This is a genomic window from Polynucleobacter sp. QLW-P1DATA-2 (assembly GCF_001870365.1).
In the GTDB taxonomy this organism is placed as follows: domain Bacteria; phylum Pseudomonadota; class Gammaproteobacteria; order Burkholderiales; family Burkholderiaceae; genus Polynucleobacter.
This window is the reverse complement of sequence record NZ_LZMQ01000003.1, coordinates 68,992-82,403: the sequence shown is the minus strand read 5'-3', so window position 1 is coordinate 82,403 and position 13,412 is coordinate 68,992. Positions and strand designations below refer to the sequence as shown.

Sequence of the window (13,412 nt, the reverse complement as noted above, 5' to 3'; positions counted from 1 at the left end):
AGTTAACCTTAACTTGCGTCATATGTTTGAACTACGATTACATCATCTAAAGCACATTCATTTAAAGCCTTTGTATCCATAAAAAAGTCACTAATCCAGCCATCCTTTGTTACTCCATTCTTAGCATTGGCTTCAACTAAGGCAATTTCAGGTATTAAATCTTTAGCTTTAATTAAGTAATAGGAAGAAGCTACTTGATAGATTTTCTCAGCTTTGCCAACATCAACCAGTCTATCAATCCACTTAGTTGCTCCAAGTCCACCTAACCAGTCACCATACTCAACTTTAGTATTATTGTTAATTATGTGTATTTCCCAGCCAAGCATATCAATCCTTAAATTAGTAAACCACCATCATCTTGCTTATTAGCACGCTTCTTCTTAACTACAGTAGCAGGTAACAAGCTGGTTAACTCTTCATAACGCTTAAACAAGAAAGCTACCCTGCTTGCATCATCATCGCCACCTTTGTAGCCGTAGGCTTCATCTACTGCTTTATTGTTAGCTTGATGTGCTTTAACGAGCTCGACAGGCATTGTTAAGGGATCATATAAATCTGCTAATGATGCATTAGGATATAAGCTACGTGCATCTAATATGGCTTGCGCACTCTTTCTAAGCTCATTAGCAATATCAGCATTCATATCTTTAATTAGCGGCAGATTATAAAAAATTGCTGGCGCATAACTATAGTCACTCTTAAGCCTTCCACCAGTAGTACGCATCCACGAGTTATGAAGCGAACTACAAAGAATAGCAAAATATAGCAAATCATCATCAAGCAACATATAAATTTTATTGCTAGCAATTACATCTTTACTTAAGTATGCAATTGGAATATAGCTACGTCGCTCGCTGGAGACTTCTGGAATTGCAATATAGCTTGTACTAGGCTGTCTATCTTGCGTAAAAAGATAAGGTGTATTTGCACAAGCCTGCACACTTGGAGTAGAGCTTTGAAGTCTTGCATTTCTTACTCCAATCAAACGTTCTTTAATAAATGCATTTTGATTAAGCAATTCGGGACTAACATTTTTAAGCCATAAACAATAACGTTTCTTATTGTTAATAAGCTCATCACCACCAATATATAATCTAACTACATCTACCATTTCTGGATACTTAGCGAGAAACTGTAATTTTTCCTCTTCAGTTAAAACTAAAAAACTACCGTCAGTTGGCTGACTACCTTTAGTTAATATTGGACGGTTATCTTGTGGCGTTGATCTGGATGGCAATAAAATTGTAGGTGCACTAACAAGATAGGGATTGATTTGATTTACAAGATTTAATAGATAATTCTTAGCTATACCGTCTGGATAACTAAACAATTTCTTATTCTTATTCTCTGCTTTAGAAAATCCAATAATTACACAATGAACAGCGGCAACGCCTCTACCTTCATTACTCCACTTAAAACTTTGGTGTGCGAAATTAATAACAATGTTATGTTGCAATAAACTAGCCCAAAGTATTGCAACCTGCTCTCCTTGTGCAATACTATTAGTAGATACAAGTGCAGATAAGATATTGCTATTGCCTTCAATATAGTCAGCAATTCGCTTATACCAACATGTTACGTAATCAAGCCTTCCAAATTTACCATCAGTACCCCAAACAAAATTCATATCCTCAACTTGTTCGGCTGTACGCCACTGATGCCCAATAAACGGCGGATTTCCGAAGACGTAATTACAATCTTCTGACTTAACTACACCGTTCCAATCCATACGTAATGCGTTACCGCAATGTATATGTGGTGTAGCAACTAACGGAACAGTTGCACGAGTTTCACCAAACCTATTTCCACTTTCTAAGTTAAGTTGATGATCTGTTATGTACATTGCTACACGAGCAATATGTACAGCCGCCTCATCAATCTCAATTCCATAAAACTGTTCAATGCTTACTTTGCAATACTCTTTAACGTCTAACAAGCCACCTTGTTCGCCTTTAAAATACAGCTTAGCAATAACATCATTCTCAATGCGTCTTAACTCCCTGTAAGCAATAACTAGGAAGTTACCGCAACCGGAAGCTGGGTCAAAGAACTTAAGTGTATGTAACTTATCGTAAAGTGCTTGTAATTTAGGTTTAGTAATTGCTTGCTCAAATTCCTGATGCAATTCATCTAAAAATAATGGCTGTATTACTTTAAGTATGTTGCGTTCGCTTGTGTAGTGTGCGCCTAACTCTCTTCGACTCTCTTTGCGATGTGCTGTATCAGTAGCACCTGACTCTAATACGCTTTGGAACATTGCACCGAAAATAGCTGGACTAATACCACTCCAATCCAACTCCGAACACTTAACTAGTATTGTTCTTAAGTCAAAGTCAAAGCTAGGGATTGCAATTTGCTCTGCAAATAACCCACCATTAACGTACTCAAAAGCCTTAAGTGCTTCATCTAAGTTAGTTTGCCGTTTATCGTGTGCTGTATTAAGCACTTGAAATAGCATAGCAATAGCCATTCCTAAGTCGCTGCCATCCTCCTTAGTCTTAGCTACCAGCTTCTTAAACTGTCCATCCTCACCAAATATCCCTGTATCGTCCGCAAACAAGCAAAACAGCAATCTAGTTAAGAAGCTCTCTAAATCCCTACCTGTGTAGTTAGCTCTAAGCAATGCATCGTGTAGCTTGGCAATTTGCTCTACTGCTTTACGATTAACTGGTAATTCCTCGCTGTAAGCAATAACTCGCTTATCAACCAAAAACATAAACCAATCAGCCTTCTTACTAATCTCACTTAAGCTACATATAAGTGGCTCTTTATCTAAGCTGTGTAGGTTATATAGGTGAAATGTTTGGAAATCACAAATTAATATGTACTGAGGCTTTTCAAACTCATTTGTAATCGCCATTGCATAATCAGTTGCCTGTTCGTATGCCTTATACAAATCCTCGCCAGTTGTCTTTTGCTCAACCAATAACACCCCAGGTATAAAGCTATCTATATAACCCCGTGCATTGCCAAACTTGATAACCTTCTTTTCGAACATTGACGCAGAACTCTTGCTTAATCCAAAGCAAGCATAGAAATCACGCATAAATTGCTGTGCGTACTGTTTCTCTTCCCTGTCGCTCTCGTGCTCTTTCGCAAATAGCTGTAAGCGTCTGCGAACTTCGTTAATTGTTATATCTGCCATAAATTACATATTAACCGCTATTAGATTTGGAATAAAAGTATTGACAAGGTTAAGAATATAGCTTTATAAAGTGTTTAACAATAGGTTATATTACTATTCTGTTAAACATAACTACTTGGAGAATTGAAAATGGCTACAAGAGCACCACGCAAATCACTAACAGCAGAAGATTTAAAAAAGAAATTGGCTGAAGCTAAAGAGGCTATTAAAGCACTAGAACGTAAGGCATTTGCTAGTGAAATTACGGAAGCAATTAAAAAATCTAGCATTCCAGCAGAGTTTCAAAAAATTAAAGAGGGCGCTAAGGGTGTTAGCGATATAGCAATACTTGAGACTATTGGTGAAATTGTTGGAATTAAGCGTTTAGTTGTAACTCAAAGTGAACCCGTCAAACGTAAACCAAGAGCAAAATAATATGCCACGTAAGCCAAGCAAGTCAGTAGATGAGCAAATATTTGAAGCTAAATTAAAGTTAGTTGAATTAGATGAGCAATATAAGACACAGTTATATTTTGAAACAATGCCAGAATATGACCCCTTATATAAGTATTGCTTCGATAGTTCAAATCGCTCTATTCCTGCTAAGAATCAATCTATTGACGCTTGGCTACGTGCTGTAATTAAGCATATGGGCTTAAGACTTCCAGGACACGGGGGAGCTAAAACTAATGCTGTAGTAGTAAGCGTTAATAAAGAAATTGGTAAGTACGAAGATTTATGGATTGAGTATGAAACACGCAAATTAAGAAAACTTGTAGCTAAGAAAAAGCCTAAACAAGTTTAAATTGGAATTTGATAACTAACATAAGGCAACTAAAGTAGCGATATGAGTGATAAAAATATCAAGAAAGAAGACTTATTTAATGTAATTAAGAACGGGCATAACTGGAATAGCAAAAAGATTGAAGATGAGCTAAAGATACTTACTACTCAAGTTCCATTTTCAATTTCTCAAAATCACAGTCTACGCTTTGATAGAAATGATAAGTTTCACTACATTTATGATAACGATTGCTACTTGTTTATTTTTGATGGAAAAATTGAATTAAGGTGTGACAGAGATAACGTCTTTAGCTCTTATCAAACTATTGAATACCCAATTAAAAGCAAAGAAGATATCAAGTTAGTTTATGACAATTTTGTATCTATGACTATGGAAGATGAGGAAGAGCAATAAATGGGCGGGGGAAAGATTCACGTTGTTAACTTAAACCAAATTAACAGCCTTACGTAGCATATCATCGCTAGCGTCTATATAGATGGCTGTAGTTTGAATTTGCTTGTGTCCCAAAAGTTTTTGTAATACCCGAATGCTGACACCACAACTACTAATTTGGGTTGCAAAAGTTCTCCTGCCTGAGTGACTGGAACAATTTTGTAAACCAGCACGCTTGTACAAGTAATGGAAGAATTGTGTAAGCGTATTAGCACTAAAGCCGTCACTCGCATTTTTTTGGCTATAAAAGAACTTAGCATTAGTGCTTGCTGGCTTATAGACGTTAGCGTACTGCACTAACTCCTTTTGTAGCTTATCGCTAACAAATACAGTCCTAGATTCCTTAGTCTTAGTGTTTTCAGCTTTAAGTCTAATTTCGTTAACTACTCTACCCTCAGCATCAATTACGTCGCAGTAGCGTAGGCTGGCTATTTCCCCAACCCTACATCCCGTGGAAAACGAAAACGCTACAAGAGCCCTATTTCGTGCGCTGTGCTTGCGTGTAGCTGTGTAGTCCAGCACTCTGCGTAATTCTGTAGCGTTAAGTGTTTTAGCTTGCTTTGACATAGTTTCATTCCTTAAAGTAAGTTTTTCTATGTCATTAGTTTGTTTTCTTTTGTTTGTAATTCCTAGCCCAGCTTGCTGTTTTGTCATTAATTCAAAATCCTCAATTGATACAGTTGGTTGCGTCATTCGCTACCGAAAATGTAAGAAATTATGTAAATTCCTACATTCTTGTATTTATTGAAGCTGTTGCTTATTGACTACGGAATATACTGACTTGCGTACAAGCCCTACAAGCTGTTTGAGCACGTCTCTGCTTTACTGCTATTCAACTGAGTGCGTTATGCGTTTATAAGGCGGATTTGAATAGCTACTTTAAATAGCAAGCTAAAGAGCTTGCAACTAATCCAAATTGCTTGAGGAGTTTGGTAGTCGGCTTTACTTTCTTTAATCTCGCATCTGTTGAAACTGCTTCCAATTCAATCCAGCCAGAATCAATCAATTTCGTAAAGTGGTATCTAAGTCCCATATCGCTATACGGCAACTCTGTAAATAGTCCCTTAACCGTTAATTGACTGTCTATCTCGTGTGAATTTACAACAGTCAGCAATATATCAAATGGGATAAAGGAATGTCCAATAGGTAGGTGTGCGCTTGTTTGTTTTCGAAATTCAACAAACATTTTTGTAGTAGAAGGTTGATTATTGCTATGCAGTGACATATACGTAATGTCTTTGCACTGTACTTTCACAATTTGAAAATTACTATGAAAACAAGCTACGAAGTTCGTAGTAGCTTTAGATTGTGCAATTAACTCAAAACCTAAAAAATATTAATTCTTATAACGTTTAGGAATTAAATAATGAAAAAAGTTTTGATGGCTGCGGCAGTTGCAACTGCATTTGTAGCGCCCCACACCTACGCCCAGAGCGCCTTTGAAGGCTTTTATGGACAAATTGCTACTGGCTATGAAAATAATCAAGTGTCTAGCTTGAACGCAACAGGTATTTCTCAGGGCAACCCCCTAATGAGAACTGGAATACATCCAATCAAAGTTTTGGCAATGCACCATTAGTTTTAGGCTTGGGTTATAACTTTTCAGTAGCCCCACAATGGTTAGTTGGTATTGGCGCTGATTATTCTGCACTTAGCCTTAAAAGCTCTACTTATAATATGGTTGGCACAGGTGTAAATGCGGGTGGCTCAGTTACTGGCAATCAACTCCAAACATCAAACAGATTTAATATTTTTGTAACTCCAGGCTACGCAATTGATAAAGATAAGCTGGTATATTTAAAAGCTGGCTATAGCTCTGTTAGCTTAAAAACTACAGGCATTACAGGCTGTAACCCTAGCTCAAATTGCACTGGTGGCATAAATTTCTCTAACCCAAGCAATACATTAAGCGGTTACGTACTTGGTTTGGGTTACAAGCAAATCATTACAGGTGGCTTTTATGGCTTTGCAGAAGCTAACTATATGAGCTACAGCAAGACATCATTTAACTCAGTTAACCAAAAAGCTGGCAGTGACTATACATTCTCAACTAACCCTAGCTTAAGCTCATATCAGGCATTGGTTGGTGTTGGTTACAAGTTCTAATAGTTTTAAGTCTTCTTTCAAAGCCACTCTTAATGGGTGGCTTTTTTATTACTTTTTTACAGCGTTTTCAATAGCTTCGCTCAATTCTTCGTAACGCTTTTCAGCCAACTTAGTTAAATGTACTTCCTTAAGTCTGCCATCCGCTTTATCGGCTTTGTAAGCAAGTAAATTCTTATCAATTAGATTTGATAGGGCTTTATGTAATGTAGCTTGAGATGCTATGTGATTCAGCTTAATTATGTCTTTTACATATATGACTTTGCCATTATGTATTGCTGTAGCAACTACATCCAGTATCAATCTTTCGTCATTACTTAAATTAAATTTCTTATTACTTTTATCTAATACAGCCAAATACCTAAAGTATTTGTCCATTTGTCTCTATTAATCCTATTTTTTGTAATTTTCGTACCGTATACCCATCTAATTTATATTTCAATTTCTTATGTCAATAAATTCAATGCGATTAACAGTCATTAATGGCGAAACTAAGTTTCGCCTGCGTACCGCTTACGCTCTCCGCATTTTTCTTTCTTATTGATTTACTGAATTTTGTTGTTAATCCTTTTTACTAGGAAGCACAAGCCACGCCCTGTTAAAGGGCGTAGCTATAGCTAATCACCTTTTACTGAGGATTAACAACTGATATACACACAACTTGAATTTACAAGATAAGGTAGGTTTTGCTATCGCCTTTTATGTGCTTGCCTAACGCAACACTTCCACAGCTTATATCAGTAGCTTTATGGAGTGCTTATGGGGAAATTCGCGGCTTCCCATTCACTTTCAGCCTATACATATGTATTTGCCTATATTCACGCATTACTGCGTTACCAACTAGTACGTTGTCGCAAATGGTTCTACACAAAAGGTGTGACATTTATAGCTTCCAACATATAGTTGGCTAGTGCGACAAAGCGAATAATGAGCAATTCAATTGTGTACCGTCACACGTCAGAACGGGTTTCACAGCACTATTACCTTCAGCGTGCCAACTTTTAAGTCTCATTTGTAAAGATATTTAGCTAAACCAAATAAAACCAATTAATTAATAATTTATCCATATATTACATATGGTTACACCACCTAAATTAACTGATTTTGGTAGGAATTTAGACAAACTGAATTTAACTTGTTATTTCCACTAACAAATAAGGAGTTGAAAATGACTGGATTAACAAGCCTAAAACTAGTAACAAGTAAAAAGCACCAAACTGTAAGCCCTATTGTTCATCGTAGAAATAAACTAATTGCTAAAGTTCACCAACAACTTGAGTTATGCGAAGCACAACAAGCTGGAAATATCTATGCGCCAAAACGCTTAAAAACCTACGTAAACAAGCAAACTGGTGAGCGTATGACTACTGAAGTAGTAAAGCGAGTTAAGGAATGGTTTTGGATAAGTGATAACGGCAGGATTAATTTAGCAGTTAAGTATGGAGCTAAAACTCTTCCTCTTAATAAAAAAGGTGCTAACGCTATTGAATTAGTTAATGGAGATGAGCTAATAGCAACACTTAAGTCATTAAAGCAATTAATTGCTAATGGCGAACTTGATGATGCCATTACAGAAGTAAGCACCGCTACTCGCGCTAGCTTTAATAAATGAGCAATATAGGACTAATACTTGCTATAGCGTTAGTCCTAATGTTAATTGAAATTACGGAGGATTAAATGAAAACTTACCAAGCATATGTACGTGTAATGCCAGCAAATGTAGTAGTTAAAACTCAAGTATTAGCCGATGGTATTCAACAAGCTATATTCTTGCTACAGGGGCAATATGGTGCTGATAACTTAGTTCACTTACCTAGCGAAGTTTAAAACTACGTATCTCTAACTATCTCCTTAATAAATATAAGAATAGGAGATAGTTATGAATATTTTTGAAGTTACTAACGCACAAGATAAGCTAGATTTATTACGCTTAATTATGGACAACACTTGGACGGCTATTAGGCAAGAAGCAGAGGCAGAGGCTAAGAAAAAAGTAGTTAGTAAGATACCAAAGCCAAAAGCTATACGCATTCCAGCGCCTAAACTACAAGCAGTAGCTAAACCCAATCCAAATCCAGCAAATAAGCCACTAACACAAGCCAAACCTATTCAAGCTAAGCCCATACAAGCAAGTCCAATTAAGCCAGCTAATTCACAATTAACACCAACAGAACGTGAAGAATTAGCTAAACGCACTCCCGCCCAAATTGGTGTTACAGCCCAATAATTTTCTGTTACCAATTATTTTGGTGAAGTACTTATCGTTTTGGGCTGGTGATTTTTACTCTATACCCCACCAAAGTTAGCAAAACGCGATTTTGAATCAATAGCTAGGTTTAACAACTTATTAATAGATATACAAAAGTACGGATTAAATGACTGACAGACATAGCTTTAATGATTACTTTGGAACTAATATGCCATCTTTATATTCATAGTCAGCTAGCGCATTGCTTATCATTTTAGCTTCAGTTGTATGGTAATAAGTCTTTTCAATCTGCGTAATACTTGTACCGCACATTTCCGCTACGCTAGCTATTGGCAAGCCACTATTTACACGCTTGGTAATGAATGTATGCCTAAAGCTGTAAGGAACAATGTTTCTTGATTTAACATTTTTAATGCCAGCCCTTAACAATACTTTCTCAAAGTGAAATAGTATTGCTCGCGGAGTTATTGCTGTTTTGCCATTAGCAGTAAACAGCAATTCATTTAACAATAAATCTCGCCTCTCACTCTCTTTTACTTTACCCTCTAATTTTCTAGCTTGTAATGCTAATAACGCATTGAAATAACCATAATCTTTAACTACAAACTTCCTAGTATTGCCTACCTTACTAGTTTCGCCACGCACAGTTATCTTTACTAAGTCTATTCTTCTCTCTCTGCTTTCCTTAACTTCCATTTCATAAACATCATTCCAAGTTAACTGTAGCTGTTCACCGCGTCTTAAACCCGTAATCATTGCTATGCCTAAAAAGTAACCACACAATGCTTTAGTTAAGTTTGCTGGCTGGCTTAAGTTTTCCTCTGCTTCTTTAATATATTCAATTAATACCTTATCAATAGCTAATATTTCTTTATCTTCAAATAGACTTCTTCTATTACTTTCCTTACCCTTATCTATCCCTCTAAGTTTAGGAAATTCAATGCTACGAATATTAGTTAAATCTCTGCTATGTAGCCACTTAACCATAGCATTAATAGTGCTTTGCTCATTCTCAATAGTAGTTTGGCTAGCACCTTTTTCTCGTGATTTTGTACGCTCGTAATAGTATTCGTCACCATCTGTAATTGCATACTCTTTTAGCTTAGTATTTCTACCAATATAGTTAAGCCAATGCTCTAAATGCGTGTTAATTGTGCCAAACCTACCCTCTTTTATCTTGTTACCAATTTGCTTTTTCTTCCACTCTAAATACAACTCAACACCTGCTTTAGCTGTAATTGAGTAATAACTTTTCCCAGCTAATTGATTTGCCATTAGCTCGTGATAATGCCTCTTAGCTAAGTCTAATGCCGTACTCTTGCTAGTTGTTTTAAGTGAAAAGCGTGCGTACTTGCGTTCTTTAGTAAGCCAAATACGAAACTGCCAATATTCACCACGCTTATAGATAACAGCGTCTTCAAATATCGCTATTTCGTTTTCATTAAATTTAATTTTTTTAGTTGGCATTGCTAGCTTTGAGTAACTACAGTTTTGAATAGCTATATTTTTGTGTAGCTTTATGTGTAACTGTAAATTAATAAGCTAAGATAAACAATGGCTTAATGATTTTTGTGAAACTTTTGTGTAAGTAAAAAACCTATATAGAACAATAACTTAGGTTTTAAATCCTACTCCCACTCAATTGTTGCTGGCGGTTTGCCACTGATATCGTAGACCACACGGTTAATCCCGCGCACTTCATTGATGATGCGATTCGAAACCTTACCAAGCAACTCATGTGGCAAATGCGCCCAATGTGCTGTCATAAAATCTTGTGTCTGCACTGCTCTCAGAGCAACAACATACTCATACGTTCTACCATCACCCATCACGCCAACTGATTTCACTGGCAAGAACACAGCGAATGCTTGGCTGGTGAGGTCATACCAAGATTTTTGGCTAGCCTCGTCAATCGTATTACGTAATTCTTCAATGAAGATAGCATCTGCTCGTTGTAATAGGCTGGCAAATTCTGCCTTTACTTCACCCAAGATGCGAACACCCAATCCTGGACCTGGGAATGGATGGCGATACACCATCTCGCGCGGCAAGCCTAATGCAACACCAAGCTCACGCACTTCATCTTTGAATAATTCACGTAGCGGCTCGAGTAACTTGAGGTGCATATCCTCTGGCAGGCCACCAACATTATGGTGACTCTTAATGGTATGTGCACCCTTTTTACCTTTACCTGCAGACTCAATAACATCCGGATAGATAGTTCCCTGAGCAAGCCACTTTGCATTCTGAATCTTGCCAGACTCGGTTTGGAATATTTCAACGAACTCTTTGCCAATAATTTTGCGCTTGGCTTCTGGATCAGCTACACCAGCCAACTCACCCATAAAGGTTTCTTTGGCATCAACCCGAATGACCTTAACACCAAGGTTACGTGCAAACATCTCCATAACCATATCGCCTTCATTCAAGCGAAGTAGGCCATGATCAACAAATACACAAGTAAGCTGATCACCAATAGCGCGATGAATTAAGGCTGCGGCAACACTTGAGTCAACACCACCCGATAAGCCCAAAATAACTTCTTCATCACCAACTTGCTTGCGAATATTGTCGACAGCCTCAGCAATATAGTCGCCCATTACCCAATCCGGTTTGCACTTGCAAATTTCATGCACAAAACGCTCAAGGATTGCAGTTCCTTGAATAGTATGGGTTACTTCAGGATGAAATTGGAAGGCGTAGAAGCGACGATCTTCATCAGCCATGCCTGCGATTGGGCAAGATTCAGTGGATGCCATCAATTTAAAAGACGGCGGCATTGTAGTCACAGAATCACCATGACTCATCCACACCTTCAGAATGCCATGACCTTCGCTGGTCGAGAAGTCTTGGATCCCTTTAAGCAGATTAGTGTGGCCATGAGCGCGCACTTCAGAGTAGCCAAACTCGCGAGCCTTACCCAAGGCTTCCGCCGAAGCTACCGCACCACCCAATTGAGTTGCCATGGTTTGCATGCCATAACAGATACCTAAAACGGGAACACCTAGTTCAAATACGATTTGTGGCGCACGCGGACTGCCCTCTTCCGTTACTGAACTTGGGCCTCCAGAAAGAATGATTCCTTTACCGCCCTGTTCTTGAATAAATTTACGGATGAACTCAGGATCGCAATCGTAGGGATGGATCTCTGAGTAGACTCGAGCATCACGCACACGCCTAGCAATTAGTTGAGTTACTTGTGAACCAAAGTCGAGAATCAGTATTTTGTCGTGCACGTCAGAAACAGTCTTAATCAATATGGTAATTCGGTGCTTCCTTGGTGATCTTCACATCATGAACGTGTGACTCGCGCACGCCCGCAGAAGTGATTTCCACAAAATTGGCTTTTTCATGCAACTCAGCAATTGTCTTGCAGCCAAGATAACCCATGGAGGAACGAATGCCACCGGTGAGTTGATGGAGGATTGCAAGCACACTACCCTTATAAGGGACTTGTCCTTCAATGCCCTCTGGAACAAGCTTTTCAGCATTGGCAACAATATCGCTCTGGAAATAACGATCAGCTGAACCATCAGCCATCGCGCCCAAAGATCCCATACCGCGATAACTCTTGTATGAACGCCCTTGATACAAGAACACTTCACCAGGAGCCTCTTCAGTTCCTGCAAACATCCCACCCATCATGACTGAACTTGCGCCAGCCGCTAATGCTTTGGCAACATCACCAGAGTAACGTACACCACCATCAGCAATCAATGGAATGCCAGTACCTTTTAGTGCGGTAGCCACATTCACGATCGCAGTGATTTGTGGAACGCCAACGCCAGCAACAATACGAGTCGTACAAATAGAGCCTGGACCAATACCTACTTTGACCCCATCAGCACCGTGATCAGCCAACGCTTTAGCTGCATCACCAGTAGCAATATTGCCGCCAATAACTTGTACGTGCGGATAGTTTTTCTTAACCCATTTAACACGATCTAATACACCCTGGCTATGGCCATGGGCTGTATCTACCACAATCACATCAACACCTGCGCGCACCAAAAGTTCAATGCGCTCATCATTATCTGGGCCTACGCCGACTGCTGCGCCAACGCGCAACTTACCTTCACCATCTTTACAAGCATTGGGATGCTCTGTGGCCTTTAGGATATCTTTGACGGTAATTAAACCGCGCAATTCAAATTTGTCATTGACTACTAACACGCGCTCAAGACGATGCTGACTCATCAAGCGTTTAGCTTCTTCCAAGGAGCAGCCCTCTTTCACAGTGATCAAGCGCTCACGTGGGGTCATTTTTGTTTTGACAGGTGCATCTAAGTCCTCTTCAAAACGTAAGTCGCGGTTAGTAATAATGCCAACCACTTCTTTACCAGTCAGAACTGGAAATCCAGAGAAGCCATGCTCACGAGAAAGCTGAATCACTTGTCGCAATGTGACATCAGGACTAATAGTGATGGGATCGCGCAACACACCAGATTCATAACGCTTTACCTTGGCCACTTCACGAGCTTGTTCAGCAGGCTTTAGGTTTTTATGAATGATGCCAATACCGCCCTCACTAGCCATGGCAATCGCCAATCGACCTTCTGTGACGGTATCCATCGCAGCAGACACCAATGGTGTATTGAGTGAAATATCTCGAGTTAACTTACTTGCCAAGCTGGCATCTCGAGGGAGTACCGAAGAATAGGCCGGTACGAGGAGCACATCGTCAAAAGTGAGTGCTTTTTGAATGAGTCGCATGCAAAACCCCTAGTCGCAAAAACAGA

16 protein-coding genes are annotated in these 13,412 nt (G+C 38.8%); 8 read left to right on the top strand and 8 right to left on the bottom strand.

From position 1 onward, the window contains the following. Positions 1–8: 8 nt before the first annotated feature. Both A9236_RS02960 and A9236_RS02955 read right to left on the bottom strand, forming a co-directional pair. Positions 9–326 (bottom strand): hypothetical protein, encoded by a 318-nt coding sequence (locus A9236_RS02960; protein WP_071467785.1) that lies wholly within the window; start codon positions 324–326, stop codon positions 9–11. 8 nt (positions 327–334) lie between these two features. Beyond that, positions 335–3,145: a DNA methyltransferase gene (locus A9236_RS02955; protein WP_071467784.1), complete on the bottom strand. Its 2,811-nt coding sequence runs from the start codon at positions 3,143–3,145 to the stop codon at positions 335–337. A 129-nt stretch (positions 3,146–3,274) separates the two neighbouring features. Here A9236_RS02955 and A9236_RS02950 point away from each other — a divergent pair, with 129 nt between their 5' ends. The 3 genes from A9236_RS02950 to A9236_RS02940 are packed head-to-tail and all read left to right on the top strand — an operon-like array spanning position 3,275 to position 4,322. Then, complete coding sequence (locus A9236_RS02950) at positions 3,275–3,559, top strand: hypothetical protein (protein ID WP_071467783.1); 285 nt, start codon at positions 3,275–3,277, stop codon at positions 3,557–3,559. A 1-nt stretch (position 3,560) separates the two neighbouring features. Further along, on the top strand, positions 3,561–3,929 hold the full coding sequence (locus A9236_RS02945; protein WP_071467782.1) for a hypothetical protein: 369 nt from the start codon (positions 3,561–3,563) through the stop codon (positions 3,927–3,929). A 42-nt stretch (positions 3,930–3,971) separates the two neighbouring features. Next, positions 3,972–4,322 carry a hypothetical protein gene (locus A9236_RS02940; RefSeq protein ID WP_071467781.1) on the top strand — a complete coding sequence of 117 codons (351 nt, stop codon included), beginning with the start codon at positions 3,972–3,974 and terminating at the stop codon, positions 4,320–4,322. 30 nt (positions 4,323–4,352) lie between these two features. Here the strand turns inward: A9236_RS02940 and A9236_RS02935 are convergent, their stop codons facing one another. Beyond that, positions 4,353–5,054, bottom strand: coding sequence for a site-specific integrase (locus A9236_RS02935; RefSeq protein ID WP_236638673.1), 702 nt, complete (start codon positions 5,052–5,054; stop codon positions 4,353–4,355). Positions 5,055–5,235: 181 nt separating this feature from the next. Next, entirely contained in the window at positions 5,236–5,586 is a 351-nt protein-coding gene (locus A9236_RS10960) for a hypothetical protein (RefSeq protein ID WP_143070573.1), read from the bottom strand. Positions 5,587–5,727: 141 nt separating this feature from the next. On the opposite strand from A9236_RS10960, the gene A9236_RS02930 reads away from it, so the two are divergent. Together A9236_RS02930 and A9236_RS02925 are read left to right on the top strand one after the other, a co-directional pair. Next, on the top strand, positions 5,728–5,940 hold the full coding sequence (locus A9236_RS02930; RefSeq protein WP_071467780.1) for a hypothetical protein: 213 nt from the start codon (positions 5,728–5,730) through the stop codon (positions 5,938–5,940). 8 nt (positions 5,941–5,948) lie between these two features. Beyond that, positions 5,949–6,467, top strand: coding sequence for an outer membrane protein (locus A9236_RS02925; protein WP_071467779.1), 519 nt, complete (start codon positions 5,949–5,951; stop codon positions 6,465–6,467). A 48-nt stretch (positions 6,468–6,515) separates the two neighbouring features. Here the strand turns inward: A9236_RS02925 and A9236_RS02920 are convergent, their stop codons facing one another. After that, on the bottom strand, positions 6,516–6,842 hold the full coding sequence (locus A9236_RS02920) for a hypothetical protein (protein ID WP_071467778.1): 327 nt from the start codon (positions 6,840–6,842) through the stop codon (positions 6,516–6,518). Between the two features lie 757 nt (positions 6,843–7,599). On the opposite strand from A9236_RS02920, the gene A9236_RS02915 reads away from it, so the two are divergent. The 3 genes from A9236_RS02915 (at position 7,600) to A9236_RS02910 (ending at position 8,691) form a co-directional block, all read left to right on the top strand. After that, the gene (locus tag A9236_RS02915; protein ID WP_369821195.1) at positions 7,600–8,076 is read left to right on the top strand and encodes a DUF6641 family protein; all 477 of its coding nucleotides are present in this window, start codon (positions 7,600–7,602) and stop codon (positions 8,074–8,076) included. Between the two features lie 65 nt (positions 8,077–8,141). Beyond that, positions 8,142–8,291 carry a hypothetical protein gene (locus tag A9236_RS11045; protein ID WP_161485599.1) on the top strand — a complete coding sequence of 50 codons (150 nt, stop codon included), beginning with the start codon at positions 8,142–8,144 and terminating at the stop codon, positions 8,289–8,291. Between the two features lie 52 nt (positions 8,292–8,343). Next, complete coding sequence (locus tag A9236_RS02910) at positions 8,344–8,691, top strand: hypothetical protein (protein ID WP_071467776.1); 348 nt, start codon at positions 8,344–8,346, stop codon at positions 8,689–8,691. Positions 8,692–8,865: 174 nt separating this feature from the next. Here the strand turns inward: A9236_RS02910 and A9236_RS02905 are convergent, their stop codons facing one another. From A9236_RS02905 to guaB, 3 genes are all read right to left on the bottom strand, one after another. Continuing rightward, entirely contained in the window at positions 8,866–10,140 is a 1,275-nt protein-coding gene (locus A9236_RS02905) for a tyrosine-type recombinase/integrase (protein ID WP_071467775.1), read from the bottom strand. A 161-nt stretch (positions 10,141–10,301) separates the two neighbouring features. Beyond that, on the bottom strand, positions 10,302–11,909 hold the full coding sequence (gene guaA / locus A9236_RS02900; protein WP_071465907.1) for a glutamine-hydrolyzing GMP synthase: 1,608 nt from the start codon (positions 11,907–11,909) through the stop codon (positions 10,302–10,304). A 13-nt stretch (positions 11,910–11,922) separates the two neighbouring features. Beyond that, positions 11,923–13,386: an IMP dehydrogenase gene (guaB, locus tag A9236_RS02895; protein ID WP_071465373.1), complete on the bottom strand. Its 1,464-nt coding sequence runs from the start codon at positions 13,384–13,386 to the stop codon at positions 11,923–11,925. Positions 13,387–13,412 lie beyond the last annotated feature (26 nt).

Bases quoted from the DNA above. Each gene is read 5' to 3' on its own strand.
- A9236_RS02960 (WP_071467785.1), bottom strand. From the start codon at position 326: ATGCTTGGCTGGGAAATACACATAATTAACAATAATACTAAAGTTGAG.
- A9236_RS02955 (WP_071467784.1), bottom strand. From the start codon at position 3,145: ATGGCAGATATAACAATTAACGAAGTTCGCAGACGCTTACAGCTATTT.
- A9236_RS02950 (WP_071467783.1), top strand. From the start codon at position 3,275: ATGGCTACAAGAGCACCACGCAAATCACTAACAGCAGAAGATTTAAAA.
- A9236_RS02945 (WP_071467782.1), top strand. From the start codon at position 3,561: ATGCCACGTAAGCCAAGCAAGTCAGTAGATGAGCAAATATTTGAAGCT.
- A9236_RS02940 (WP_071467781.1), top strand. From the start codon at position 3,972: ATGAGTGATAAAAATATCAAGAAAGAAGACTTATTTAATGTAATTAAG.
- A9236_RS02935 (WP_236638673.1), bottom strand. From the start codon at position 5,054: ATGACGCAACCAACTGTATCAATTGAGGATTTTGAATTAATGACAAAA.
- A9236_RS10960 (WP_143070573.1), bottom strand. From the start codon at position 5,586: ATGTCACTGCATAGCAATAATCAACCTTCTACTACAAAAATGTTTGTT.
- A9236_RS02930 (WP_071467780.1), top strand. From the start codon at position 5,728: ATGAAAAAAGTTTTGATGGCTGCGGCAGTTGCAACTGCATTTGTAGCG.
- A9236_RS02920 (WP_071467778.1), bottom strand. From the start codon at position 6,842: ATGGACAAATACTTTAGGTATTTGGCTGTATTAGATAAAAGTAATAAG.
- A9236_RS11045 (WP_161485599.1), top strand. From the start codon at position 8,142: ATGAAAACTTACCAAGCATATGTACGTGTAATGCCAGCAAATGTAGTA.
- A9236_RS02910 (WP_071467776.1), top strand. From the start codon at position 8,344: ATGAATATTTTTGAAGTTACTAACGCACAAGATAAGCTAGATTTATTA.
- A9236_RS02905 (WP_071467775.1), bottom strand. From the start codon at position 10,140: ATGCCAACTAAAAAAATTAAATTTAATGAAAACGAAATAGCGATATTT.
- guaB (WP_071465373.1), bottom strand. From the start codon at position 13,386: ATGCGACTCATTCAAAAAGCACTCACTTTTGACGATGTGCTCCTCGTA.